Source organism: Neobacillus niacini, from assembly GCF_000759675.1.
Classification (GTDB): domain Bacteria; phylum Bacillota; class Bacilli; order Bacillales; family Cytobacillaceae; genus Neobacillus; species Neobacillus niacini_A.
The window spans coordinates 272911-299576 of the sequence record NZ_BAWM01000152.1 but is presented as its reverse complement, the minus strand read 5'-3'; the positions used below and the strand labels follow the sequence as shown (position 1 = coordinate 299576).

Sequence of the window (26666 nt, the reverse complement as noted above, 5' to 3'; positions counted from 1 at the left end):
GGGCCTTAGCTCAGCTGGGAGAGCGCCTGCTTTGCACGCAGGAGGTCAGCGGTTCGATCCCGCTAGGCTCCACCAAAGTTTTTTCACGCAAGTGAAAATAAATTATAATTTAATTCTATATTTGGCGGTGTAGCTCAGCTGGCTAGAGCGTTCGGTTCATACCCGAAAGGTCGGGGGTTCGACTCCCTTCGCCGCTACCAAATATGAGGACCTTTAGCTCAGCTGGTTAGAGCAGACGGCTCATAACCGTCCGGTCGTAGGTTCGAGTCCTACAAGGTCCACCAGTAATTTTATATAATACGGAGGAATACCCAAGTTCGGCTGAAGGGATCGGTCTTGAAAACCGACAGGCGGGTTAAACCGCGCGGGGGTTCGAATCCCTCTTCCTCCTCCATATAATTACTTCAGCAGCTTTAAAATTGATAACACTTCTATTGTCGCGGGGTGGAGCAGTCTGGTAGCTCGTCGGGCTCATAACCCGAAGGTCGCAGGTTCAAATCCTGTCCCCGCAATTTGGTCTGGTAGTTCAGTTGGTTAGAATGCCTGCCTGTCACGCAGGAGGTCGCGGGTTCGAGTCCCGTCCAGACCGCCATTTTTTAAAATGGCTTTGATTTATTATAGTGTGGCTCAGTAGCTCAGTCGGTAGAGCAAAGGACTGAAAATCCTTGTGTCGGCGGTTCGATTCCGTCCTGAGCCACCATTTATGTTTAGATAAATAATATTATGATGGCGATTGTGGCGAAGTGGTTAACGCACCTGATTGTGGTTCAGGCATTCGTGGGTTCGATTCCCATCAGTCGCCCCATCTATTAATTTATAATTTGCGGGTGTAGTTTAGTGGTAAAACCTCAGCCTTCCAAGCTGATGTTGTGAGTTCGATTCTCATCACCCGCTCCAATTTATGGGCCTATAGCTCAGCTGGTTAGAGCGCACGCCTGATAAGCGTGAGGTCGATGGTTCGAGTCCATTTAGGCCCACCATATTTTAATTATTGTTCCGCAGTAGCTCAGTGGTAGAGCTATCGGCTGTTAACCGATCGGTCGTAGGTTCGAGTCCTACCTGCGGAGCCATTTTTTTATGGGGAAGTACTCAAGAGGCTGAAGAGGCGCCCCTGCTAAGGGTGTAGGTCGGGTAACCGGCGCGAGGGTTCAAATCCCTCCTTCTCCGCCATAAAATTTAAGGCCCCTTGGTCAAGTGGTTAAGACACCTCCCTTTCACGGAGGTAACACGGGTTCGAATCCCGTAGGGGTCATACAAAAAGGCTGATGATAAATTATCATCAGTTTTTTTGTGTTAATTTTGTCAATAATCAAAAAAAGTTACATTTCTTTTATCTTATATATAACATGAAAGATCTATAGTAACCAAGACATTAAACCAAACCGAATCAGGGTCACTATGAAAGGTCTATTGTGACCTTGATGTTAAAACAATCTAAATCGGGCTCACTATGAAAGTTCTATAGTAATCGAAATGTTGTAGCACGTGAATTTCGGTCGCTCCAAGTGTTCTGGAATGACCTAAATGGGATAAGAAGCTGCTGCTCGGTCACTCCAAAGGGTCTGGAGTGACCCAAAAGAAAAAGATAAGGTCCTAGGGTCGCTCCAAAGGGTCTGGAGTGACCCAAAAAGAAAAAGATAAGGTCCTAGGGTCACTCAAAAGTATCTGGAGTGACCCTAAAGGAAAAAGATGAGGTCACAGGATCACTCCACTCCAATGGTCCTGGGCTGACCCAATACATAAATTACTCCATTTATCTTCGAAAAATTTGTTGTTATATAAAAAAAACAAACCCTCAAACCCTCTAAAAACCACCACTGCTTGTCCATACTATACGAGTACATTTTTAAGATAAAAACACTATATTAATATAATTTTCCTCTTTCCCTATTTACCTAGAAAAACACTGATAACGCTTACATTCATTAACTTTTTACTACTTTGACATGTTAAAATTTGTTACATTTCAAATAATATTTTTTACTCGAAAATGTAATAAAACTTTATATATTTTTGTCGGTTCATGAAGGATATCTTGTTAGTTCGTGTCGAATTGTGTTGGAATTTACCGGAATATGACCGTCTGTATATATTATTGTCAGAAAAGATAAAAAAGTTTTATAGGAAATATTATTAATTTGCACTTATAATTAACCCTTGAAATACATTTTCACAAGGATGAGGTTAATAATGGCAGTGAATACTTTATATCCAACAGATTATCAGTTGCATTTATTTCATGAGGGGAACCTTTTTCAAAGTCACCAGCTTTTTGGAGCACACGTTTTTAAAGAATCTGACAAAGTATATACGCGATTTTGTGTGTGGGCTCCTAATGCTAAAGAAGTAAGGCTAGTTGGCAATTTAAATAGCTGGAATGGAGAAGGTTACGATTTACATAGGGTAAACAATGAAGGTGTATGGATTATTGTCATTAATCAAGACCTGAATGGTTGCCTCTACAAATATGAAATAACAACCGCTCAAAATGAAAGAATTTTAAAAGCAGATCCATATGCATTTTACTCTGAACTAAGGCCGAATACTGCTTCAATTGTATATTCTTTGAAAAATTACGATTGGCAGGATAATCATTGGATGCATCGCAAACAAAAAAGGAACTTCTTATTGGAACCACAGATCATCTATGAGGTACATTTTGGATCTTGGAAAAAACATGAAAATGGTGATTTTTTAACATATAAGGAAATGGCTGCAGAACTCATTCCTTATGTGCTCGAGCATGGATTTACACATATTGAATTATTACCTCTTATTGAGCACCCCTTCGACGGCTCTTGGGGATATCAGGGAACGGGATACTTTTCGGCAACATCTCGCTATGGCACACCAAAGGACTTTATGTACTTTGTAGATCAATGTCATCAGAATGGAATTGGCGTTATTCTTGATTGGGTACCTGGTCACTTTTGTAAAGATTCACATGGTTTATATCGTTTCGATGGTTCCCATATATATTCTTACGAAACAGAAAGTGACAGGGAAAATCAAGTTTGGGGTACAGCAAACTTTGATCTTGGAAAGGGCGAAGTTCAAAGCTTTCTCATCTCAAATGCATTTTTTTGGATAGATTTTTTTCATATTGATGGTATTAGGATGGACGCTGTTGCAAACATCATATATTGGCCAAATTCAGCTGAAAACCTTGAAAACCCGTTTGGAATTGATTTTCTTAAAAAATTAAATGTAGAAGTTCATGAATATGATTCAACCTTTGTCATGATTGGGGAGGATTCAACCGACTTTCCTAATGTTACTGCTCCGGTCCATTACGGAGGATTAGGCTTTGACTATAAGTGGAATATGGGTTGGATGAATGACATGTTAGAATACATGGAAACTCCGCCATTTGCACGTACAAGTGTTCATAATAAAGTGACTTTTTCACTTTTGTATGCCTTTTTTGAAAACTTTATGCTCCCATTTTCACATGATGAAGTCGTACATGGTAAAAAGTCATTGTTAGACAAAATGCCGGGTGACTACTGGGAAAAGTTCGCGCAACTGCGCTTGCTTCTAGGGTATATGTTCGCACACCCTGGAAAGAATCTTTTATTTATGGGATTTGAACTAGGTCAGTTTTCAGAATGGAAAGACAAGGAACAGTTAGATTGGAACTTATTAGATTATGAGATGCACCAAAATGTAAATCTATATGTTAAACAATTAACAAAACTCTATAAAAGATCTAAAGCTTTGTATGAGCTAGACCACATGCATGATGGTTTTGAATGGATTGACTGTAATAACTATAGCCAATCAGTCTTTTCTTTTATTCGGAAAGGTAAAACAGAAAATGATTATTTAGTAATCATTTGTAATTTCACAGGTGTGCATTATCCAGAATTTAAAATTGGCGTACCAGCTCAAGTCGAATTTCGTGAAATTTTTAATAGTGACCATACAGATTTTGGCGGCGCTGGATTTGTTAATAAGAAAACATTTATGGCTTTAGAAGAGCCATTTCATGGAAGGCCATATTCCGTTAATGTGACGATACCGCCTTTTGGCTTTCAGATCATTCGACCGGTGAAAAAACGAAAGGAGAGAAAAGGTAATGGGAAAGAAAAAGTGCGTAGCCATGCTATTGGCAGGAGGGAAAGGAAGTAGACTTAATTCCCTCACTAAAGATTTGGCAAAACCAGCTGTTCCATTTGGCGGTAAATACAGAATTATTGATTTTACTTTAAGCAATTGTGCAAATTCAGGAATTGATACAGTGGGTGTTTTAACGCAATATCAACCCTTGCTATTAAATTCATATATAGGTATTGGCAGTGCTTGGGACCTTGACCGTAAGGATGGAGGTGTAACCGTTTTGCCACCGTATGCAGAAACATCAGAGGTAAAGTGGTATACAGGTACGGCAAGTGCCATTTATCAAAATCTTAATTATTTAAAGCAATACCAGCCGGAATATGTATTAATTCTATCAGGGGATCATATTTACAAAATGAACTATGAGAGTATGCTAGAATATCACGTCGAAAAAAGAGCTGATGCGACTATTTCTTTAATCGAAGTTCCATGGGCGGAAGCGAGCCGTTTTGGGATAATGAATACAAATGAGGATTTGAGAATAACAGAATTTGAGGAAAAGCCTGCAGAGCCTAAAAATAATTTAGCTTCAATGGGCATTTACATTTTTAGCTGGAATATACTGAAGGAATATTTAGAAATGGACGCTAGAAATACTAAATCCTCCCATGATTTTGGTAAAGATATCATTCCAACTCTTCTAGAAGAAAATAAGAAGTTATATGCATATCCTTTTAAAGGCTATTGGAAGGATGTAGGGACAGTTAAGAGTCTTTGGGAAGCAAATATGGATCTATTGAATGATGAATGTGATTTAGATCTGTTTGATCACGATTGGAGAATCTATTCCGTAAACCCTAATCAGCCTCCACAGTATATCTCTCCTGAAGCCGTTGTTAAGGAATCATTAATTAATGAGGGCTGCACAATAGAAGGTGAAATTGATAAATCTGTCCTTTTCCAAGGGGTTATTGTCGGGAAAGGATCCATTATAAAAGAGTCTGTCATCATGCCAGATGCCGTTATAGGTGAAAACGTAATTATCGAAAAAGCGATTGTTCCAGATGATGCTGTCATTCCAGATGGCACAGTGATTCGTTCATTTGATGATGAAATTATTCTTGTTACTCAAGAAATGTTAAATGGGGTACATCCTGCTTTTTAAATTTAGTACAATCTAGCTCCGGGCTCCATCGGCTCTATGGTCTAAGCCAATCACTTCGGAAGGCAAAAATCGCGCCTTCTGTCAGCGCTTGTCTTACGCTTGTCGCCGATAAGCAGGCGCCCTACGCTTTTACTTATAGGAGGGACTAGGATTGAAGAGAAAGTTATTAGGCGTAATTGACGCAACTACTTACCATGATGATTTAGAGGAACTATTAACACACCGTTCACTTGCAGCCCTGCCATTTGCAGGACGTTATCGTATTATTGATTTTGTCCTTTCAAATATGGTGAATTCAGGAATAAGAAGTGTAGCAATTTTTCCTAAAATGACCTACCGTTCATTAATGGATCATCTTGGTTCTGGGAAGAATTGGGATTTAAATCGCAAACGTGATGGACTTTTCTTTTTTCCAACCCCCGTTGTTGATTCAGATTTAAATAAAATAGGTTCATTTGAAAACTTTGCGGCTAATTTAGATTTCTTTTACAGAAGTTCTCAAGAGTATTCCATTATTACGAATTGTTATACGGTTTTCAATATGAATTTTAAACCATTGTTAGACTGGCATATACATTCAGGATGCGATATTACCGAAATACACCATGAAGATGGGACTCCAATGGAGATGTATTTAGTGAAAACATCCTTGCTTATTAAATTAATTGAAACAAGAAATGAAACAGGGTATACATGTATGAGGGATGTCGTTCTAGACCCTGATCAACATCACTCCATTTGCCGCTATGAATATACCGGTTATGCCGTCATGATAAACTCTATTCAAAACTATTTTTCTACTAGTTTAAATTTATTAAACTCCGATGTCTGGAAGCAATTATTTATTAAAGAACAGCCTATCCTGACAAAGGTTAAAGATGAGCCGCCAACACGATATTTAAAAGGTTCTGAAGTGCAAAATGCAATGATAGCCAATGGCTGCTTAATAAATGGTACGGTTGAAAATAGTATCATATCAAGGGGCGTCAAAATTGGAAAAGGAGCAGTTATTAAGAATTGTATTATCATGCAAAAATGCGTGATTGAAGATAATTGTTACCTTGATTCCGTTATTTTAGATAAAGACGTAAAGGTTGAGGCTGGTACAATTTTAACTGGTACAGCCAGGGATCCTTTAGTTGTGCGGAAAGGTACGAAACAAGGAGCGTTGATGAATTCGTGAAAGTATTATTTGCAGTTTCAGAATGTGGTCCATTTGCAAAATCAGGGGGGCTTGCGGACGTTGCAGGCTCTCTGCCTAAAGAACTGAAAAGTCTTGGTACTGACGTAAGGGTTATTTTGCCTAAGTATGGAAGTATTGCTGATGACTTTAAAGCAGATATGGAAAAAATTAAAGAATTCACAGTTCCAGTTGGCTGGAGAAATCAATATTGTGGAATTGAAGAGCTTATCTATCAAGGAGTAACCTATTACTTTGTTGATAATGAATATTATTTTAAACGTGAAGGGTTTTATGGTTATTATGATGATGGCGAAAGGTTCGCCTATTTTAATCGCGCTGTGTTAGAAGCTTTGGAACATCTTGATTTTTATCCAGATGTACTGCATTGTCATGACTGGCATACAGCCATGATTCCATTTTTATTAAGAATGGAATATTACAAGCGTAAAGGCTACGGACTAATTCGTACTGTTTTCACGATTCATAATTTGCAATTTCAAGGTATTTTTCCAAGAGAGGCCCTTGGAGACTTACTTGGATTAGATTGGGGAGCGTTCCACCCTGAACATTTAGAATTCTTCGGCTGTATTAATTTTATGAAGGGTTCTCTTGTAGCAGCTGACGAAATTACAACAGTAAGCCCAACATATAAAGAAGAAATCCAAACGCCTGTATATGGTGAAAAATTGGATGGTCTTTTAAAAACGAGAGAAGAAGATCTTGTTGGAATCTTAAATGGTATCGATGAAAAATTTTATAATCCTGCCGATGATTCACTAATCTATAAAACGTATACAGTAAATACTCTTGAAAATAAAGTAATTAATAAAAGTGAAGTCCAAAAATACTTTGGGCTTCCACAAAACCCAAACACACCTTTGATGGTGATGATTACTCGGCTGACAAAACAAAAGGGATTAGATCTCGTTAAATGTGTTTTAAGAGATATTCTCCATGAAGATATTCAAATGGTCGTCCTAGGTACTGGAGACTATGGATATGAAGAGTATTTACGTCAGGCAGCCAACTCATATCCAGATAAATTAAAGGTGCATATTGGTTTTAGTGAGGGACTAGCTCATAAGCTATATGCAGCAGCAGACATTTTTCTAATGCCATCATTATTTGAGCCATGCGGTCTAGGTCAACTAATTGCCATGAAGTACGGTGCGGTGCCAATTGTACGTGAAACAGGCGGGCTAAATGATACGGTACAATCTTGGAATGAACTGACGAAAGAGGGAAATGGATTTTCATTCAAGAACTTTAATGCCCATGACATGTTATATACCATTAGAAGGGCATTACGCTTTTATCATGACCCCGCCTGGGAAACAATCGTTCAAAAAGCGATGGAAAAGGATAACAGCTGGGCCCAGTCTGCATTTAAGTATAATCAGCTTTATGCAGAGCTGATCTCGAGGAGTGAAACCCATGTTTTCTAATACTACAGAGTTCAAGAACACTTTTCTCAAAAGGTTGAATATGGTTTGTGGTAAGAGCTTCTCAGAAAGCTCAGAGCGAGACCATTACGATACCCTTGGTATAATGATTCGCGAATATGTCAGTCATGATTGGATAAAAACGAATGAACGATACCTTGCTGCAAAAGGGAAACAAGTTTATTACCTATCGATAGAATATTTATTGGGAAAACTGTTGAGACAAAATTTAATCAATTTGGGAATCGAAGAAACTGTACAAGTTGGACTTAAAGAGCTTGGTATAGATTTATATGATCTAGAGGAATTGGAAAGTGATGCAGGCTTAGGTAACGGCGGCTTAGGTAGATTAGCCGCTTGTTTTCTTGATTCCCTTGCCTCGCTTAATCTTCCAGGACACGCTCATGGGATTCGCTATAAGCATGGTCTCTTTGAACAGAAAATCGTGGATGGATATCAAGTAGAACTTCCGGAACAGTGGCTCAGAAGCGGGAATGTCTGGGAAGTTCGCAAAGCGGACTTAGCAGTTAAAATCCCTTTTTGGGGTAAGGTAGAAGGTCGAACGGAAAATGGCCGTCTAGTGTTTCAGCATTTGAAAGCAGAAACCGTAACGGCAGTTCCACATGATATGCCTGTTATTGGCTATAATTCAGAAACAGTTAATACATTAAGATTATGGAATGCTGAGCCCTCACAATTCCCTATCCAAGATGATATATTAAAATACAAACGGGAAACGGAATCAGTATCAGAATTCCTCTATCCAGATGATACTCATGATGAAGGGAAAATTCTAAGACTGAAACAGCAATATTTTTTAGTTTCGGCAAGTATTCAATCCATCATTAAATCGTATCGGAAACAATACGGTAATTTAAAGGAATTCCATCAACATGTGTGCATTCATATTAATGATACTCATCCTGTCTTGGCTATTCCTGAACTAATGAGAATCCTAATTGATGAGGAAGGATTTGATTGGGACCAAGCATGGAATATTACAAGGCATACCATTTCCTATACCAATCATACTACCTTATCTGAAGCATTAGAAAAGTGGCCGATACGAATCTTCCAGCCTCTATTACCGCGTATCTTCATGATTGTTGAAGAAATTAATGAACGATTTTGCGGAGAACTATGGGACCAATACCCAGGGAATTGGGATAAGATTGCAAAGCTGGCAATCATTGCTGATGATTTCGTCAAAATGGCTCCTTTAGCAATAGTCGGAAGTTTTAGTGTGAATGGTGTTGCAAAACTGCATACTGAAATTTTAAAGACACGCGAAATGAACAATTTTTATCAGCTGTTTCCGGAGAAATTCAATAATAAAACAAACGGTATCGCCCACCGCCGCTGGCTTTTAAAATCTAATCCCGATTTATCAAACTTAATTACCGATTCCATTGGATCTTCATGGACTAACTCACCTAACGACTTGCTTCAATTACTTAAATATCAAAATGATTCATCCTTCATGGGACAACTATTGAAAATAAAAAACAATAACAAGCAAAGGCTTGCTGAAGTTATCCAGAGTAAGAATGGGATTATTGTGGATTCCTCTGCTATCTTTGATGTACAGGTAAAGCGTCTGCATGCCTATAAAAGACAGCTTCTAAAGGTTTTACATATCATGTATATGTATAATCGAATAAAAGAGGATTCTGGTTTTTCAATAGTACCAAGAGTATTCATTTTTGGAGCAAAGGCGTCCCCGGGTTATTATTATGCAAAGAAAATTATTAAGCTCATAAATACGGTAGCAGAAAAGGTTAACAATGATCCTTTTATTGGCGATAAAATGAAAGTAGTCTTTCTCGAAAACTACCGCGTATCGCTCGCGGAAAAAGTCTTTCCCGCTGCAGATTTAAGCGAACAAATTTCAACAGCGAGTAAAGAGGCATCAGGTACTGGTAACATGAAATTTATGATTAATGGAGCACTGACAGTAGGAACAATGGATGGGGCCAATATTGAGATTCATGAATTGGTCAGAGATGAGAACATCTTTACGTTCGGGCTTTCCGCCGATGAGGTACTTCACTATTACCAGCATGGAGGCTATCAATCGATTGAATATTATCACCATGACAGCCGTATCCGCCAGGCTGTAGATCAGTTGGTAAATGGGTTTTTTCCTGGTGTTTATAATGAATTTGAACCGATTTTTGATTCGTTGCTAGAGGAAAATGACCAGTACTTTGTACTAAAGGATTTTGCTTCTTATGCAGACACTCAAAAGAGAATTGGTGAGACCTTTAGGGATCAGCAAATCTGGCAAAAGAAGTGTCTTATTAACATCGCTCATGCAGGTTATTTTTCGAGTGATCGGACAATCCAGGAATATGCGGACACTATTTGGGGAATAAAACCACTATAATATAATAGGGCTTCTGCTGAAATTAGCAGAAGCCCTATTATATTATGAAGCAAAGTATCCGATAAAAATGCCAATAGCAAGTAAAAAGCCAAAGATTGTATTGGTTTGTGCAGTTGCTTTCATTGCAGGTGCCATTTGAATTGGTAAAACGCCCTCTTTAAAACCTTTAATTGCTTTATTTGCCTTTGGTATACTAAGAAGCACGATTACAGTCCAAATCGGAGCAACATCTGTGAAAATTAGGACTAAAACCCAAAGAAATGAGAAACCGAACATGTAAGCCAATAAATTAACTGCCTTCTTTTTACCAACAAGAATGGCTAATGTTTTTCGGCCATTTTCCTTATCGCCCTCTAAATCCCTAATGTTATTAGAGAAATTAATAGCACCAACAAGAACTAAAATAGGAACAGAAATTAGGATGCTAGTAGATGTTACCGTACCCGTTTGGATAAAAAATGTAATTAATATAATAAGCATTCCCATGAAAAATCCTGAGAATATTTCTCCAAATGGTGTGTATGCAATTGGCAGTGGACCCCCGCTATATAAATACCCTACTGACATGCAGATAAGTCCTACTAAAGCTAACCACCAGCTGCTATTTATACAAATATAAACCCCTATTAGTAAGGCAATACCATAAAGGCTTAAAGCAAGAATCATAACTGTTTTAGGTTTAATTCCATCACGGACAATTGTACCGCCAATCCCAACTGAATGTTCATTATCGAGACCGCGTTTATAATCATAATACTCATTAAACATATTGGTAGCTGCTTGTATTAATAAACTTGCGAATAACATGGCAAAGAAAAGACCAAAGTGTATTTTTCCATGTGATAGTGCAAGTGCTGTACCAAGTAAAACCGGAACAAATGCGGCAGTTAAGGTATGGGGACGGGTCATTTGCCACCAAACTTGAAAACCGCGATTCGATTCAACAACAGGCTTTGAAGTGTGCTGTAAACTTGGCTGCATTCTCTTCTCTCCCTTTTTAAAAAATTTATCTATAAATTAATTTGCAATATGCGCTTGAAACTTTCCAACCCTAAGTTTATGCGAATTTGACGACTATAGTCAATTATTTTTAATTAGGCAAATTAGTAGATAATTCCTGCCTGATTATTAATAGGTATTTGGAGGGAAAATGAAATATACGAATGTAAATCAAATTCAACCCTGCTCGGAGTTAATTAAGATATAATAAGGTAGTGAATGAGTATAGGTAGTGACAAGTATTACTGACTTCTTTACAATAAAAGAGTATCTTTAAATAGGCATAAAATGAATGGATAACAGTCATCTGACTGTTTTGGAGGGATTTTTTTGGTTACCATTCAGGAAACGGAATTAAAGGAAAGAGGACTTTTGGCAGTTCGTACTGCTCAAAAACTAGGGCAGCCCATTTTAATAAGTGAAGTTCATAAAATGGACACGATTAACCCCTTATCCTTTTTCAATAGTGGAAGAGAGCGCTATCTTGGGGAACGTTTCTATTGGAAAGACCCATCGGAAGAAGTTGTGCTTATTGGCCTTGGCATATCAAAACAAATTCAGTCGGATCAGGCTACTGACCGCTTTTTTCATGTTGAAGAAGAGTGGAGTAAATTTTTGAAGGATAGCCTAATCTTTAACCCATACATAGAAAATGGCTTAGGACCCGTTATGTTTGGAGGGTTTTCCTTTGATCCACTTAAAGTAAAAACACCACTGTGGTCTAAATACGCTGATTCTTTATTCCATGTTCCAAAATATATGTTAACAATTGTTGAGGGTCAAACGTATTTAACGACGAATATTGTTTGTACGCCAAATGATGATTATACACTTTTTGAAAAAGTAATTAGTGAGCGAGTTCAATTACTCACATCTCTGGAACATGAGTTTGACATAAACCCTGCTAAACTCCTTCAAATGAAAGAAATCTCACCTCTGCAATGGAAACAGAGTGTAGATGATGTCGTAGAGGATTTAAAAACCGGTTCATTGAAAAAGGTTGTTCTTGCCCGAGAATTAAGATTATTTTTTGATAATCACGTGAAAGCGGATCTTATCCTTGAGAATTTATACAATCAACAGCGTAACAGCTTTATCTTTGTTTTTGAATCTAACGGAGATTGTTTTCTTGGGGCAACCCCTGAAAGACTTGTGAAAAAACAAGGGAAAGATGTATTCTCAACCTGCCTTGCAGGATCAATTAAACGTGGAAAAACAGAAGAAGAGGACAATATTTTAGGGCAAACATTACTTAATGATCAGAAAAACCTTAATGAGCATGGATTTGTGGTGGAGATGATTAAAGAAGCACTAGAAGAATCATGTGAGGAAATAATCCTCCCAGACAGGCCGCAATTATTGAAAATAAGGGATATTCAACACCTTTATACACCGGTCATTGGTAAATGTCAGAAGGATGCCTCGTTGCTTTTATTAGTTGAAAGGCTGCATCCTACCCCAGCCCTCGGTGGACTGCCTAAACAAGAAGCTGTTGAAAAAATTAGACATGTAGAGGAACTAGATCGTGGTTTTTACGCTGCACCGCTTGGTTGGGTTGATTATCGAGGAAACGGTGAGTTCTCGGTTTCTATTCGTTCTGGTCTCATTCAAGGTAAAGAGGCTTCATTATTTGCAGGATGTGGTGTCGTCGCGAATTCTGACTCAGAAAGTGAATATTTAGAAACAAGCTTAAAATTTAGACCGATGCTTCGTGCCCTTGGAGGAAATTAATATGAATCATCAAGTATCAATAACAGCTTATTTAGCTGCCTTTGTAGCAGAGTTAGTACAAACAGGGATAAAGGATGTTGTCGTGAGTCCCGGATCTAGATCAACTCCTATGGCAATGGTCATGGCAGAGCATCCAGCAATAAATATACATATCCATGTAGATGAACGTTCCGCTGCTTTCTTTGCATTGGGAATAGCAAAGGTAACGAATAAGCCAGTTGCCATTTTATGTACTTCTGGAACGGCAGCAGCGAATTATTTTCCTGCAATAGTCGAGGCACGCTATTCACGTGTTCCGTTACTTGTTCTAACCGCTGACCGACCTCATGAGCTTAGAGAAGTAGGTGCACCACAAGCAATCGACCAAATTCATTTATATGGGCAGCATGTAAAATGGTTTGCAGACATGGCATTGCCAGAGAATAGTACTGAAATCATTCGCTATGCACGTACTGTTTGTGCACGGGCGGCAGCCATTGCAAGCCAGGCACCCGCGGGTCCAGTCCATTTGAATTTCCCGTTCAGAGAACCGCTCATACCAAAATTGGAGGAAGATATCTTTGAACTAGAAGAACGTCCAATGGGTTATGTCAATGTTCGAAATGGAGATTTGACGATTCGTGAGGATGGACTTAAGGAAATTTCTAATAAACTGAATGGTTATAAAAACGGAATTATTGTTTGTGGAAATATTGCTGACGAACGATTTGCTCAGGCTGTCACAGATTTATCAGACATGTTAAAGTTTCCAATATTAGCAGATCCTTTATCACAGCTTAGAAGTGGACAACATCATCTGGAAAATATTGTGGAAACATATGATACATTTTTAAGGAATGAAGACGCCAAGGCATATTTGAAACCAGATGTAATCCTGCGCTTCGGGGCAATGCCTGTTTCAAAGGCACTTACAATATTCTTAAAGGAAAATCATCAAGCTGAACAATTTGTAATAGATGGAGCAGGAGGCTGGCGCGATCCGGCATCAGTATCAACGGAAATGATTTTTTGTAATGAAACGATTTTTTGCGAGCAGCTGTTAGCTTTTAGTGAAACAAGGAAGTCAGTAAAATTTTTAGAGAAATGGCAGGCAATTAATAATCTTACAAAAGCAAACATGGCACTAATAAAAGATAGTCAGATATTAAGTGAAGGTCGATTGTTCTATCAATTAGCAGATATGCTTCCTGAGGGCGCAACATTGTTTGTTGGAAATAGCATGCCTATTAGAGACTTAGATAGCTTCTTTCTCAATAACCATAAATCAATAAAAGTCATCGCTAATAGAGGTGCAAATGGCATTGATGGAACTGTATCAACTGCCTTAGGAGCAGGATTATACTCACAACCTTTATATCTGGTGTTAGGGGATTTAACTTTTTTCCATGATTTAAATGGTTTGGTTGCCGCCAAGCTATATGGGATTGATATCCGGATTATTGTTGTTAATAATAATGGCGGTGGAATTTTCTCCTTCCTGCCACAATCGCAGCATCCAAAGAATTTTGAACTTTTATTTGGCACTCCGTTAAATTTAGAATTTGAGCATGCTGTAAAGATGTTCAATGGAAACTTTACTAGAGTAAAGGGTTGGGAACATTTAGGGGAACTTATGAATCAATCAACCGAGGTCAAAGGATTAAATGTTTATGAAGTGGTAACAAACCGTGAGAGTAATTTGACTGAACATCGCGAATTTTGGCGTATTGTTACCCAGGAAATATCAAATTTTGTCAAAGGTGTCCATAATGCAGCTAAAGATTAACAATCTTTATTACCATGTGGAAGTATGTGGGGAAGGATATCCATTACTTTTATTACACGGCTTTACTGGAGATTATTCCACTTGGAAACCTTTTTGTCCGGTTTGGGGCAAGCATTCAAAATTAATCATCCCAGATATTATCGGTCATGGTGAAACAGAATCACCAGAAGATATAATTCGTTATAAAATCGAATCAGCGGCTGAAGACCTGATTATGCTATTAGATCAGCTCGAAATTGAACAAATAGACCTCCTCGGGTATTCAATGGGGGGCAGATTGGCGCTAACCATTGCAATTTTATATCCAGAAAGAGTTAGAAAACTTATTTTAGAAAGCGCCTCACCTGGATTGAAAACGGATGAAGAAAGAATGCTGCGCCGTATGAAAGACGGAGAACTAGCAAACTTTATAAATGACCGGGGGATAAAATCCTTCGTTGACTATTGGGAAGCAATTCCACTCTTTTCAACAATGAGCAGTCTACCTAATGCAATTAAAAAATCAATTAGGGAACAAAGGCTAGCCAATAATGCTAAGGGTCTTACGAATAGCTTATTAGGTATGGGGACAGGCTCACAGTCATCTTGGTGGGGAAAGTTGAATCAGCTTAGCTGTGAAGTGTTATTGTTAACAGGAGAAAAGGATGAAAAGTTCTGTAAGATAGCCGAATGCATGCTGGAGGATATGAAAAAAGCGTCATGGATTATAATTATTGATTGTGGTCATGCAATTCATGTGGAACAAAATGAAAAATTTGGTACAATAGTAAGTGACTTTTTGTCAATAAAAAACTAAGGAGGAGATCGTTTTGACAGTAGAATGGATTGCAGGACGTAAATATGAAGAAATTCTATATGAAACATATAACGGAATCGCGAAAATTACGATTAATCGCCCACATGTACATAATGCATTCACACCGAGAACCGTTATGGAGTTAATTGATGCTTTTGCCTATGCACGTGATGATTCTAGTGTAGGAGTAATCGTACTAACAGGAGCAGGAGATAAGGCATTCTGTTCGGGCGGTGACCAAAAGGTACGCGGACATGGCGGTTATGTTGGTGAAGATCAAATCCCACGTTTAAATGTCCTAGACCTACAACGCTTGATTCGTGTTATACCAAAACCAGTTATTGCGATGGTTAAGGGATATGCGATTGGCGGCGGGCATGTTTTACACATTGTTTGTGATTTAACGATCGCAGCGGATAATGCCGTTTTTGGTCAAACAGGTCCAAATGTAGGAAGCTTCGATGCTGGTTATGGTTCAGGCTATCTAGCAAGAATTGTGGGTCATAAAAAGGCTCGCGAAATTTGGTTCTTATGCCGTCAGTATAATGCACAGGAAGCTCTTGATATGGGCTTAATTAATACGGTTGTTCCGCTTGAAAGAGTGGAAGAGGAAACCATTCAATGGTGTAATGAAATCTTAGAGAAAAGTCCAACAGCACTTCGTTTCTTGAAGGCAGCAATGAATGCAGATACTGATGGTCTAGCAGGTCTTCAACAATTTGCTGGTGACGCAACACTTCTTTACTATACAACAGAAGAAGCTAAAGAAGGCCGTGACGCATTTAAAGAAAAGCGTAAGCCGGATTTTGGTCAATTCCCAAGGTTCCCTTGATTTAAAAGTAATTATGCTGCAGCTTGATGGACTCCATCAGGCTGTTTTTATATAGGAAATGGGTAACTAACAAAAAGCAGGTGACCAATAATGCAATATGAAACCATGCCTAACTTTCTGAAAAAAAGAGCATTTCTAACGCCTGAAAGAACGGCAGTTCATTTCAATGAAAAGACAATATCTTTTAAAGAATTATATGACAAATCCTATCAAACTGCTGGAAAGCTCCAAGGATTAGGAATCCAAAAAGATCAATATATTGCTGTATTACTAAGTAATCATCTTGATACAATTGTGATTTTATTTGCCCTTCAGCTATTAGGGGTAAAGGCAGTCATTTTGAATAAACGTTTATCGACGAAAGAATTAGTTTGGCAGTTAATTGACTCGAGGGCTGCTTCGTTAATTCTCGAAAATGATCTTCAGCAAATAAAGGAAGAACTAGAAATACCTATTATTACAAAAGACAAGTTGTTTGCAGCACCCTCAGTTGTTCCGGAAATACAGGAAGAAGTTAATTTGGGTGATGTCTGCACTGTTATGTATACATCTGGTACGACGGGAAATCCGAAAGGTGTAATTCAAACTTACGGTAACCATTGGTGGAGTGGTGTTGGATCTGCTTTAAACTTAGGATATAGCGAAACTGATTGTTGGTTATGCAGTGTCCCTCTTTTTCATATAAGTGGCTTTTCAATTTTAATGCGCAGTGTTATTTATGGAATGCCCATCGTTCTTCATGATTCATTTGACGCTGTCAAAACAATCGAGGATATAAAAACGAAACGGGTTACCATTATGTCAGTGGTAGGAACCATGCTATCTAGAATTGTTGAAACTCTAAAGGATTCAGAACTTCCTAATCATTTCCGTTGTATGCTTCTAGGAGGTGGTCCTGCACCATTACCACTATTAGAGGCATGTTTAGAAAAAGGGATCCCAGTTTTTCAAACATATGGGATGACTGAGACTTCTTCACAAATTGTAACGTTATCACCTGAATATAGCATTTCAAAACTTGGTTCAGCAGGCAAACCATTGTTTTCCTCGCAAATTAAAATCCTTTTAGAGGATGGACAAATAGCACCGCCAAAAAAAGCAGGTGAAATAGTTGTAAAGGGTCCAAACGTCACTACGGGTTATTTATATCGACCAGATGCCACAAAGGACGCATTTAACGATGGATGGTTTCATACAGGAGATATTGGCTTGTTGGATGAAGAAGGATTTTTATATGTGCTTGAACGGCGTTCCGATCTCATTATTTCAGGGGGAGAAAATATATATCCTGCTGAAATTGAATCAGTTTTATTTGCCCACCCTGATGTGGCTGATGTGGGTGTCACTGGATTCAATGATGAAACATGGGGACAGGTTCCAGCAGCCTTTATTGTTAGAAAAAAAAATGCAAATGTTACGGCGGAAGAACTTAAACAGTTTTGTTTAGAAAACTTAGCTAAATACAAAGTACCAAAAACGTTCCATTTTACGGAAAAACTTCCGAGGAACGCTGCTAAAAAGCTTATGCGAAGGAAGCTATCTGAATTGGTTCATGAGGGCAGGAGTCATAGATGAGAATTGCTCAAATTAAACTTAAAGTGATAAGCATGCCATTGAAGTCCCCCTTTCACACACACTTAGGTACGGTTACAGAAAGGGAAGGGATCATTGTAGAGGTAATCGATTCTAATGGGATTTCCGGGTATGGGGAGGGTGTAGCTTTTTCCACTCCATGGTACACAGAAGAGACTGTGAAGACTAGCTTACATATTATGAGTGATGTATTAATCCCTTTGCTCAAGAAGAAGCCGATTAATCAACCTGAGGACACAGCTATTTTATTTCAGTCAATTAGAAGAAACCATATGGCCAAGGCTGGGTTAGAGATGGCGGTTTGGGATTTGTATGCAAAAAGGAATTCTAAATCTCTGTCTGCCGTCTTAGGTGGGACTAGAGGGGAAATTGCTTCTGGTGTAGTGGTGGCAGCTGATTCACTCATCAGTTCTCTCAATCAAATTGAAAAATATTTGGAAGAAGGATATCGGAGATTTAAGATTAAGATTAATCCTAGTCAGGATTATGCATTTCTAGAGGGAATACGTCGCTATTATCCAGAGCTTCCCATTATGGCAGATGCCAATTCATCTTATACCTTAAGAGATCTTGACAGATTGAAAGCACTAGATGACTTTAATCTATTAATGATTGAACAACCGCTTGCCTGTGACGATATAATTGAACACTCACTGCTTCAAAAAGAAATAAATACACCTATATGTTTAGACGAAAGTATTGTGAGCTTTGAAGATGCCAGAAACGCGATTGAACTAGGAAGCTGTAAGATTATTAATATTAAAGCAGGAAGAGTTGGCGGAATTTATGAAGCCAAGAGAATTCATGATTATTGCCATGATAAGGACATTGAAGTTTGGTGTGGGGGAATGATTGAATTCGGGATATCCCGTGCACATAATATTGCGCTTGCTTCACTTCCTGGTTTTACGATTCCAGGTGATATTTCCGCTTCCAATCGATTTTGGGAGGAAGATATCATTACACCCGAGGTAAGTGTTGAAAATGGATTTGTAACGGTTCCTGATACGCCAGGCATTGGGTTCGGTATCAATGAAAAAAGACTGCACGAAACTACAATGATAGAAAAGCTATTTAAATTCGAAAACAAATAAACCAGACAAAAAATGTCTGGTTTATTTTTATTTCTAAATATCTGATGGTTCAAATGTTTTACAATCGGTTTCTTGACTGTTATCAGCTGTTTTTCCTTTGTGGCTGACAACATAAATGCTTTCAGCACTGCATTTATTTCCTTTTGCCCAAAAAGAGCAGTTATTAACTTCACATAATACATCTTGTGCCATTTGTATCACCCCTTTAGATCATTCGTAATACAAAAATAGCTTTTGATTTTTTACCTCTACTTATCCCTGTAAGTATAAGGGAACTAATTGTTTAATGCTGTTTTTAATGATTCTAAGTTCTGCTCCATTAGAGTAAAATATGTTTCCTTATCCTCGATATTTTCTTTTGTTAAGGTCCCTAAATTATGGACTGGTAACGCCCTTGCCCCTATTTCTTTCTGAACAATTTCTGCTAATTTGGATTGGACGTTTTGTTCAAAAAGGATATATTGCAGTCCTTCTTTATCAGCTAGTGAGATAATCTCTTCCAATTCTCTTTGAGTTGGCTCATTCGTTGTGGATAAACCTGAAATACTAATTTGTTCAATGCCATATCTTTGCTCCCAATAACTAAATGCAGCATGAGTAACGAGGATATTTTTATGTTTTGCATTTTGAATGGTACTTTCAAATTCTGAATTTAATTGATCTAATTCATCCGCAAGCTGCTGATAATTTTGATCGAATGTCTCTTTATTTTGGGGCATTTTTTCAACTAAGGAATCTCGAATAACAGCTGCCATTTCTTTCGAATAGATGGGGTCGAGCCATACATGAGGATTAAAATCTCCATGACCATCATCCTCATGTTCATGGTCATGGTCTTCATGTTCCTCAACTGGATCTAAAATCAGATTCTCTGCAGTTGGAATCAGCGAGACATTTTCATTTTTTAATGATTCATTTGCTTTTTCTACAAAGCCTTCTAATCCTAAACCAATATAGAAAAATAAGTCTGAATCGGCCAGTTTTATCATATCTTTTTGGGATGGTTCAAATGTATGCTCATCTGCTCCTGGGGGATAAATGGTATTTACATTAACGAATTTTCCACCAATGCGCTCCGTAAAATATTGAAGAGGGAATACGGTGGAATAAATGGTTAACTGATCTTTCTTTTTTTGAGATTGACCATTTTCCGTACTGCAAGCCGTCATTACTAAGATTATAAGTAAAATAAAAGGTAAAAAGATAATTTTTTTCATATGGTGCTCCTTTATATGTTTATAAACCGGAGTTATTACGATTTATATTCGAAAAATTTTTAGAATTCAATTAATAAAAAATGTATAATACGGAACGATTCCGATTTCCTTATGTATCTTACAAAAAATATGAGTTAATTGCAAGCATAAATTTGATTCATCCGTTATTATTTAAGTATGCTTAGTATAGACAAAGATAAGGTGGGATAAAAAGTGAATGACTCTACATTATTAAATGAAATACTGGATTATAATCAAAAATTTGTTGAAAGTCGTGAATATGAGAAATATGAAACAACAAAATTTCCGAATAAACGAATGGTTATTCTAACTTGTATGGATACAAGATTATTGGAATTATTGCCAAAGGCTATGAATTTAGGTAACGGGGATGTCAAGACGATTAAAAATGCTGGGGCATTGGTATCTCATCCATTTGGAAGTATTATGAGGAGTATTCTTATCGCTGTTCACCAGCTGCAAGCAGAGGAAGTCCTAGTAATCGCTCACTACGATTGCGGGATGAGTGGATTAAAGGCTGAACCGGTCATAGAAAGTATGATGAGCCGCGGAGTATCAGCTGAAACCATTGATACTCTTACTTATTCAGGTATTAACATAAAAAAATGGCTTCGTGGATTTGATAATGTCACAGAAAGCGTGGAGCACAGTGTGGATGTTATTAGAAATCATCCATTAATGCCAAAAGGAGTTCCGGTACACGGACTAGTCATAGATCCAAAGACAGGAAAACTTGACCTTGTTGTCGATGGCTATCAAAGTTAAAACTTCTTTTTTTCTGGCACCGGATCTATTCCACCTGGATGAAAGGGATGACATTTAAGGATTCTCTTTAACGTAAGCCAGCCTCCCTTGAAGGCTCCAAACCGTTGAACGGCTTCTAACCCATATTGTGAACAGGTGGGATAAAAACGACAGCTTGGCGGTTTAATAGGTGAAATCATCACTTGGTAAAATCGAATAATGGATATGAAAATTTTTTTAAACATATGGAAACTCCCTTCAACAAGTTACTTAAAAGATATCATATATAGATAAAGACGTCTAAATTATTAAATGTAACAATGTGGATGAAAAAACTCGGAATTTATAGTATGATACTATTTAGATGAAGGCTGTGTAAAAAGCTAATTATTGCTTGACCCTGTTGATTGGAGCGGAAGGCACGAAGACTCCTGCGGGAGGACGGGGCAGGGGAGACCCCACAGGCGCTTAAGCGCCGAGGAGGCTCCCCGTACCGCCCGCGGAAAGCGAAGTGCCTGGAGCGGAGATCAACAGACAAGTTTAACACAGCCCAGTTGTGAAAAAGGAGTGGGGAAGAATGCCTTCAGTAGAAAGCTTTGATTTAGATCATAATGCAGTTAAAGCACCTTATGTTAGACATTGCGGTGTCCATAAGGTAGGAAGTGACGGTATTGTTAATAAATATGATATCCGTTTTTGCCAGCCAAATAAACAGGCGATGAAGCCTGATGTCATTCATACATTAGAACATCTCCTTGCCTTTAATCTCCGGGCACATGCAGAAAAATATGATCATTTCGATATTATCGATATCTCCCCTATGGGCTGTCAAACTGGATACTATTTGGTGGTAAGTGGTGAGCCGACCGTTGAAGAAATCATTGACCTTCTTGAAGATACGATGAAGGACGCAGTTGAAATAGCTGAAATACCAGCAGCAAACGAAAGACAATGCGGACAAGCGAAGCTCCATGACTTAGAAGGCGCAAAACGCTTAATGCGTTTTTGGCTTGAGCAAAGTAAAGAAGACCTAAAACAAGTTTTTGCATAAATACCCAAAAAGCGGAAGCGCCTTGCACAGGGGCGACAGGCATAAGACGAGCCGGCGAGAAGGTTGTTCTTTGACCTTCTTGACGGATTGGCTTATGACCCCGAGCCCCTAGGCGCTGGAGCTAGATTAAAACAAAATTCCTATTCGTGATGAATAGGAATTTTTTTATAGCTTTTTTTCGTCATCCTCTTTGTTCTCGTTATTTAAATAAGGATTATCGTCGAGTGGATCTACTGTATGTTTAAATGAATAGGCTTTTGATGTAGTAATCACTGCAAGCAAAAGAACAACGATAATGATAATAATGCTTACCACAAATATCGTATACATTTTTCTCCTCCCTTTTCTTCCTATATTTTAGCATGGTTGTATGCTTTTTTAACAAAAAAAGAAACTGCATTTTGCAGTCCCTTCATCTGAATCCAGCTCCAGCGCCTAGGGGCTCGGGGGCATAAGCCACTGGTCAAGGCGCTTCCGCATTTTGGTCTTTGCTATGTAATGATTAGTGGATATTCCTAGGATAATAAGTATGGGTTCGCTGCTGTCCGTACTCTTCCTGCGCAAATTTTCCTTTTAAGCTCTCAATTAAATAAAGGCCCATTAAATCGTATAATTCTTGTTTATCCATCTCTTGAATTAAATGGAGAAGATCCTCATGTGACATTTCTTCTAAGAAGGCGAATGCTAACATATCAATATCCTCTTCATCACCTGTCAGCTTGTCTCGATACATCTGAAATAATTCATCGACTAACCTCATTCTGTTCACCTCCAAAGAATTTTTAAAATTTTTTCCTTACTTATTCAATTCCCTTAATGATGAAAAATATCCTCTATGGCTGAAGAAAAAGATAATAAAAAATGATGAAAAACTATTTTCTTAATATTATGACAATTATACATTATTCATTTCTAAAAAATGAGTCGAAATTTGAAAAAGAATAAATTTTATTTGATTGTGGGAAATTTTAAATACTATTAGTAAGGGGATGACAAAATGGATGAGCAAAAAAAGACCTATTATATAGACGTTGGGCATGGACAAATATCTCAAAGTTCAACAGCTTCTACTTGGAGCTTTAAAATTCAAGCAAATGATGAGGAAATCACGCAGTTAAGAGAGCTATTTGATCAAAACTATTCAACTGAATGGCAAAACTTCTTTAGGGCCCATGTTCCATATGTCCAATATCATTATGACCGTGAAAACGACGCCTATGACAATACCGCCCAGCAAGTTTATGGGATGATTTATCAACTGGGTGATGAAGAAGCCAAAAGTCATATAGAATCAATGAATATCTTACCAAAAGAAGATTAAAAAAGCGGAAAATCCTTTTTATAGGGATTTTCCGTTTTTTTCGATTATAATAAATGCAACAATGCTACCAAGGGGCGAGCAAGGATGAAAGAATTTTTAGATAAATTCGGGAATAAGGTAGAGCTGTCGTTCTCGACCAATGCATTTCAGCAAATTACAAAGCATGTGCTTGTCATTTGTCAGTATGAAGATGCATGGTATTTAACAAATCACAAAGTTAGAGGTCTAGAATTTCCAGGAGGAAAAGTGGAAGAAGGTGAGTCACTTCAAGCTGCCGCCTGCCGAGAGGTTTATGAGGAAACGGGTGCCATTTTAGACGAACTTTTACAGATAGCGGAATATAGAGTAATTGACGAAAAAGATTCATTTGTGAAGGCTGTTTTTTGGGGCAAAATAAAAACTATTAATAAAACCACTAACTATTTTGAAACAAATGGACCCGTTGAAGTAAAAGGAGATATTTTACAATTAAGGTTTGACGAAGAGTACAGTTTTATCATGCAGGATGAAGTGATTCCAGAGTGTATGAAGTATATTAATAAGCTTCAAAATGAAAAAGAATAGCGACAAATTAAAATAAGCCGCTATTCCTTGATAAGTTTTCTTTCCAATAGCTCCACAAGCTGATACATTATCGTTGCAACGACGGCTATCACCAGCAATGATAAAAAGACGAGTGTAAAATTAAATACTTGGAAGCCGTAAATAATCAAGTATCCCAGTCCCCTAGAGGAAACTAAGAATTCACCAACAATAACGCCGACCCATGATAATCCAACATTCACCTTCAAGGTTGAAATAATCGTAGGAAAGCTTGCAGGCAGAATTGCTTCTTTAAAACACTGAAATCGATTTGCGCCGAAGGTTTGAAGTACTTTTAAATAATTTGGGTCAACTTCTTTAAAGGAAGTATAGACGACAATGGTGGTAATGATAACAGAGATAATCGCACCCATTGCAATGATGGATGGATATCCAGGTCCAAGAGCAACTATTAGAATGGGTCCTAACGCAACCTTTGGCATAGCATTTAAAATTACGAGATAGGGGTCAATAATTTTTGAAAGCATGGGTGACCACCATAATAATGCAGCTAAAATTGTTCCAAGCACTGTACCTAATATAAAGCCAAAAACCGTTTCTGTTAAGGTGACGCCGAGATTGGATAGTAAAGAGCCATCTTGAAATTTTTCTAAAAATAAATTCCAAATCTTAGATGGGGAGCTAAACAGAAGGGGGTCTATCCATCGCTGTTGGCTGGAAAATTCCCAACCAGTGAAAAAGACTAAGAATATGACCACCTGATAAAAACGAACCCATCTTTTTTCAATCGTTAGTGAATGTAAATAATATTTATGGAGAAGGTTCACGTTATTCTTTCCCTGACTCAAGTGACTCCAACTCCTTCCATATCGTTTGAAAGATACTAGAGAACCTCTCATGGTTTCTAGCTTTAAACGGTGACAAACTTCTAAGTTCATCTGGCATTGGAAAAACTTTATGAATGCTGCCTGGACTTGGAGAAAAGAGAATGACTCGATCACTCATTGCAATGGCTTCACCAATATCATGTGTAACAAGAATAGCTGTTTTTCCAAATGCATCAAGTGTATTTGATACTAAATCTTCTAATTTTAACTTGGTTTGATAATCTAAAGCTGAAAAAGGTTCATCCAGCATAAGCAGCTTAGGTTCGGTTGCTAGAGTCCTTACAAGCGCTGCACGTTGTCTCATGCCGCCTGATAGCTGCTTTGGCAGCTGCTTCTCAATACCGTTTAAACCCATTTGCTTTAATAGGTCTAAAGCTGCATTTTTGGTTTCATCATTTAATTGTTTAGATAGTTTTAACCCAAGGAGGATATTTTCTTCAATCGTTTTCCAAGGGAACAAGTAGTCCTGCTGAAGCATATAGCCGATTTGATTTTTTGCTCCAGATAGGGGTTTGTTTTCGAGTAAAATGCTTCCTTGTGTAGGCTTTATAAGCCCGGCAATGATGGAAAGTAATGTTGATTTGCCACAGCCGCTGGGGCCGAGGAAGGAAACAAATTCTCCTTCCTCAACTTGCAATGTAATTTCAGAGAGGGCCGTGGTTGCAGAGACTTTAGTGAAATAAGTGTGATGAACATCCTTAATGGCTAAGAAACTCATTTGGGCGGCCTCCCTATCTTCTTATTCTTCTTTAACCTTTTCGGCTATTTCTGTATTCACGAGTGTTTGGTGATCAACTTCTTCTGGAAGTTCACCAGCTTCCTCCATGATGTTCTGGAGATTGTTCCATTCTTCTTCATCGAGGATTGGGTCAGTCGCAAAGGAGCCTTGCTCTTTATAGCGGTCTACTACCGTGCTAATGAGTTCAATGTCTGTATCAGGGAAATAGGATTGAATAGCCTCAGCAACTTCGTCAGAGCTATGTGTTTCAACCCATTGCTGTGCCTTGTAAACGGCTCTTGTGAATTTTTCTACGATATCTTGGTTTTCTTTCATGTAGCTATCTTTTGTCATGAAGGTTGTATAAGGGACATGCCCTGATTCTTTTCCAAAGGAAGCAATAATATGTCCTTTCCCTTCTTGTTCAAAGATACTTGCCTGTGGTTCAAATAATTGAACAAAATCACCTGTTCCAGAAGCAAAAGCACTTGGGATATTAGCGAAATCAATATTTTGAATGAGATTTAAATCTTGATGAGGATCAATGCCGTGTTTCTTGAGAACAAATTCTCCGACCATCTGCGGCATTCCGCCAGTGCGTTGACCTAAAAATGTAGACCCTTTTAATAGATCCCATGAGAAATTATCAATTTTTTCTCTTGAAACAAGGAAGGTACCATCTGTTTGAGTTAATTGTGCGAAGTTAATAACGGGATCATTCGAATCCTGGGCGTAAACATAAATAGATGTCTCAGAGCCTACAAGAGCAATGTCGGCACCACCTGATAGCAGAGCAGTCATAGTTTTATCGCCGCCAAAGGCTGTAGACAGTTCAACTTCTAAGCCCTCTTCTTCGAAAAAGCCTTTAGCAATAGCGACATATTCAGGTGCATAGAAGATGGAACGAGTAACTTCAACCAATCGAACCTTTTCTATTTTCTCTGAATCGATTTTGTCAGTATTGTTACATGCAGCTATTGAGATCATGAGCATCACAATGAGAAGCGAAGAGAAACTAATTTTCAACCATTTTTTCATACCAAAACCTCCTTATTACCATAAAAAATCTGGGCTGTTGGCCTAACATATCGTATGAAAGAGAAATAAATGTGTGAATGC

The 26666-nt window shown here is 38.1% G+C and carries 24 protein-coding genes and 12 tRNA genes; 27 read left to right on the top strand and 9 right to left on the bottom strand.

All coding sequences use genetic code 11. From position 1 onward, the window contains the following. The first annotated feature begins 123 nt into the window (after nt 1-123). The 17 genes from TR08_RS27855 (at nt 124) to TR08_RS27775 (ending at nt 10235) form a co-directional block, all read left to right on the top strand. A tRNA-Met gene (locus TR08_RS27855) sits at nt 124-200 on the top strand. A 7-nt stretch (nt 201-207) separates the two neighbouring features. Next, a tRNA-Ile gene (locus TR08_RS27850) sits at nt 208-284 on the top strand. A gap of 17 nt (nt 285-301) precedes the next feature. After that, a tRNA-Ser gene (locus tag TR08_RS27845) sits at nt 302-394 on the top strand. A 44-nt stretch (nt 395-438) separates the two neighbouring features. Beyond that, nucleotides 439-512 (top strand) — tRNA-Met (locus TR08_RS27840). Nucleotides 513-515: 3 nt separating this feature from the next. Next, nucleotides 516-592 (top strand) — tRNA-Asp (locus tag TR08_RS27835). Between the two features lie 32 nt (nt 593-624). Continuing rightward, nucleotides 625-700 (top strand) — tRNA-Phe (locus TR08_RS27830). Between the two features lie 29 nt (nt 701-729). Then, a tRNA-His gene (locus tag TR08_RS27825) sits at nt 730-805 on the top strand. 18 nt (nt 806-823) lie between these two features. After that, nucleotides 824-897: transfer RNA gene (locus TR08_RS27820), tRNA-Gly, on the top strand. 6 nt (nt 898-903) lie between these two features. Continuing rightward, nucleotides 904-980, top strand: a tRNA-Ile gene (locus tag TR08_RS27815). 15 nt (nt 981-995) lie between these two features. Then, a tRNA-Asn gene (locus TR08_RS27810) sits at nt 996-1070 on the top strand. A gap of 9 nt (nt 1071-1079) precedes the next feature. Continuing rightward, nucleotides 1080-1170: transfer RNA gene (locus tag TR08_RS27805), tRNA-Ser, on the top strand. A gap of 10 nt (nt 1171-1180) precedes the next feature. After that, a tRNA-Glu gene (locus tag TR08_RS27800) sits at nt 1181-1252 on the top strand. A gap of 938 nt (nt 1253-2190) precedes the next feature. Further along, on the top strand, nt 2191-4131 hold the full coding sequence (gene glgB, locus TR08_RS27795; RefSeq protein ID WP_045523839.1) for a 1,4-alpha-glucan branching protein GlgB: 1941 nt from the start codon (nt 2191-2193) through the stop codon (nt 4129-4131). Then, entirely contained in the window at nt 4079-5224 is a 1146-nt protein-coding gene (locus TR08_RS27790; protein WP_045523838.1) for a glucose-1-phosphate adenylyltransferase, read from the top strand. The genes glgB and TR08_RS27790 overlap by 53 nt, the downstream gene beginning before the upstream one ends. Nucleotides 5225-5375: 151 nt before the next feature. Continuing rightward, complete coding sequence (locus TR08_RS27785) at nt 5376-6407, top strand: sugar phosphate nucleotidyltransferase (RefSeq protein ID WP_045523837.1); 1032 nt, start codon at nt 5376-5378, stop codon at nt 6405-6407. After that, nucleotides 6404-7852, top strand: a complete 1449-nt coding sequence (gene glgA, locus TR08_RS27780) for a glycogen synthase GlgA (protein WP_045523836.1) — start codon at nt 6404-6406, stop codon at nt 7850-7852. Before TR08_RS27785 ends, glgA begins: the two co-directional genes overlap by 4 nt. Beyond that, complete coding sequence (locus tag TR08_RS27775) at nt 7842-10235, top strand: glycogen/starch/alpha-glucan phosphorylase (protein WP_045523835.1); 2394 nt, start codon at nt 7842-7844, stop codon at nt 10233-10235. Before glgA ends, TR08_RS27775 begins: the two co-directional genes overlap by 11 nt. A gap of 42 nt (nt 10236-10277) precedes the next feature. Here TR08_RS27775 and TR08_RS27770 read toward each other — a convergent pair whose 3' ends face one another. Beyond that, nucleotides 10278-11216: a 1,4-dihydroxy-2-naphthoate polyprenyltransferase gene (locus TR08_RS27770; RefSeq protein WP_045523834.1), complete on the bottom strand. Its 939-nt coding sequence runs from the start codon at nt 11214-11216 to the stop codon at nt 10278-10280. A 348-nt stretch (nt 11217-11564) separates the two neighbouring features. Here TR08_RS27770 and TR08_RS27765 point away from each other — a divergent pair, with 348 nt between their 5' ends. From TR08_RS27765 to menC, 6 genes are all read left to right on the top strand, one after another. Then, nucleotides 11565-12965 carry an isochorismate synthase gene (locus TR08_RS27765; protein WP_045523833.1) on the top strand — a complete coding sequence of 467 codons (1401 nt, stop codon included), beginning with the start codon at nt 11565-11567 and terminating at the stop codon, nt 12963-12965. Nucleotide 12966: 1 nt separating this feature from the next. Next, nucleotides 12967-14730: a 2-succinyl-5-enolpyruvyl-6-hydroxy-3-cyclohexene-1-carboxylic-acid synthase gene (gene menD / locus TR08_RS27760; protein ID WP_045523831.1), complete on the top strand. Its 1764-nt coding sequence runs from the start codon at nt 12967-12969 to the stop codon at nt 14728-14730. Then, entirely contained in the window at nt 14714-15526 is an 813-nt protein-coding gene (gene menH / locus TR08_RS27755; protein ID WP_045523830.1) for a 2-succinyl-6-hydroxy-2,4-cyclohexadiene-1-carboxylate synthase, read from the top strand. Before menD ends, menH begins: the two co-directional genes overlap by 17 nt. A gap of 13 nt (nt 15527-15539) precedes the next feature. Then, the gene (gene menB, locus TR08_RS27750) at nt 15540-16358 is read left to right on the top strand and encodes a 1,4-dihydroxy-2-naphthoyl-CoA synthase (RefSeq protein ID WP_045523828.1); all 819 of its coding nucleotides are present in this window, start codon (nt 15540-15542) and stop codon (nt 16356-16358) included. A gap of 90 nt (nt 16359-16448) precedes the next feature. Continuing rightward, on the top strand, nt 16449-17933 hold the full coding sequence (locus tag TR08_RS27745; RefSeq protein WP_045523827.1) for an o-succinylbenzoate--CoA ligase: 1485 nt from the start codon (nt 16449-16451) through the stop codon (nt 17931-17933). Beyond that, nucleotides 17930-19045, top strand: a complete 1116-nt coding sequence (gene menC / locus TR08_RS27740) for an o-succinylbenzoate synthase (RefSeq protein WP_045523825.1) — start codon at nt 17930-17932, stop codon at nt 19043-19045. The genes TR08_RS27745 and menC overlap by 4 nt, the downstream gene beginning before the upstream one ends. Nucleotides 19046-19078: 33 nt before the next feature. Here the strand turns inward: menC and TR08_RS31590 are convergent, their stop codons facing one another. Further along, nucleotides 19079-19237 (bottom strand): DUF1540 domain-containing protein, encoded by a 159-nt coding sequence (locus TR08_RS31590; protein WP_081954679.1) that lies wholly within the window; start codon nt 19235-19237, stop codon nt 19079-19081. An 83-nt stretch (nt 19238-19320) separates the two neighbouring features. Beyond that, on the bottom strand, nt 19321-20262 hold the full coding sequence (locus tag TR08_RS27735; protein WP_045523823.1) for a metal ABC transporter solute-binding protein, Zn/Mn family: 942 nt from the start codon (nt 20260-20262) through the stop codon (nt 19321-19323). Nucleotides 20263-20475: 213 nt separating this feature from the next. On the opposite strand from TR08_RS27735, the gene TR08_RS27730 reads away from it, so the two are divergent. Next, entirely contained in the window at nt 20476-21048 is a 573-nt protein-coding gene (locus TR08_RS27730) for a beta-class carbonic anhydrase (protein WP_045523815.1), read from the top strand. On the opposite strand, the gene yidD is transcribed toward TR08_RS27730, so the two are convergent. Beyond that, nucleotides 21045-21272, bottom strand: coding sequence for a membrane protein insertion efficiency factor YidD (yidD, locus tag TR08_RS27725; protein ID WP_045523813.1), 228 nt, complete (start codon nt 21270-21272; stop codon nt 21045-21047). The genes TR08_RS27730 and yidD overlap by 4 nt on opposite strands. A 332-nt stretch (nt 21273-21604) precedes the next feature. On the opposite strand from yidD, the gene TR08_RS27720 reads away from it, so the two are divergent. After that, a complete protein-coding gene (locus TR08_RS27720) occupies nt 21605-22078 on the top strand; it encodes an S-ribosylhomocysteine lyase (RefSeq protein WP_045523811.1) in 474 nt (157 codons plus the stop codon). 165 nt (nt 22079-22243) lie between these two features. Here the strand turns inward: TR08_RS27720 and ytzI are convergent, their stop codons facing one another. Further along, nucleotides 22244-22408 (bottom strand): YtzI protein, encoded by a 165-nt coding sequence (gene ytzI / locus TR08_RS31585; protein ID WP_081954678.1) that lies wholly within the window; start codon nt 22406-22408, stop codon nt 22244-22246. Between the two features lie 172 nt (nt 22409-22580). After that, the gene (locus TR08_RS27715; RefSeq protein WP_045523809.1) at nt 22581-22838 is read right to left on the bottom strand and encodes a DUF6154 family protein; all 258 of its coding nucleotides are present in this window, start codon (nt 22836-22838) and stop codon (nt 22581-22583) included. Nucleotides 22839-23075: 237 nt separating this feature from the next. Between TR08_RS27715 and TR08_RS27710 the strand changes: the two genes are divergently transcribed. Further along, nucleotides 23076-23399 (top strand): hypothetical protein, encoded by a 324-nt coding sequence (locus TR08_RS27710; RefSeq protein WP_045523807.1) that lies wholly within the window; start codon nt 23076-23078, stop codon nt 23397-23399. Between the two features lie 84 nt (nt 23400-23483). Then, nucleotides 23484-23963 (top strand): RNA deprotection pyrophosphohydrolase, encoded by a 480-nt coding sequence (gene ytkD / locus TR08_RS27705; protein WP_045523805.1) that lies wholly within the window; start codon nt 23484-23486, stop codon nt 23961-23963. A gap of 20 nt (nt 23964-23983) precedes the next feature. Here ytkD and TR08_RS27700 read toward each other — a convergent pair whose 3' ends face one another. From TR08_RS27700 to TR08_RS27690, 3 genes are read right to left on the bottom strand one after another with little or no spacing between them, the layout of a single operon-like run. Further along, complete coding sequence (locus TR08_RS27700; RefSeq protein WP_045523803.1) at nt 23984-24790, bottom strand: ABC transporter permease; 807 nt, start codon at nt 24788-24790, stop codon at nt 23984-23986. Continuing rightward, nucleotides 24771-25547 (bottom strand): ABC transporter ATP-binding protein, encoded by a 777-nt coding sequence (locus tag TR08_RS27695; RefSeq protein WP_045523801.1) that lies wholly within the window; start codon nt 25545-25547, stop codon nt 24771-24773. The genes TR08_RS27700 and TR08_RS27695 overlap by 20 nt, the downstream gene beginning before the upstream one ends. A gap of 21 nt (nt 25548-25568) precedes the next feature. After that, nucleotides 25569-26585, bottom strand: a complete 1017-nt coding sequence (locus TR08_RS27690; RefSeq protein ID WP_045523799.1) for an ABC transporter substrate-binding protein — start codon at nt 26583-26585, stop codon at nt 25569-25571. Nucleotides 26586-26666: the final 81 nt, after the last annotated feature.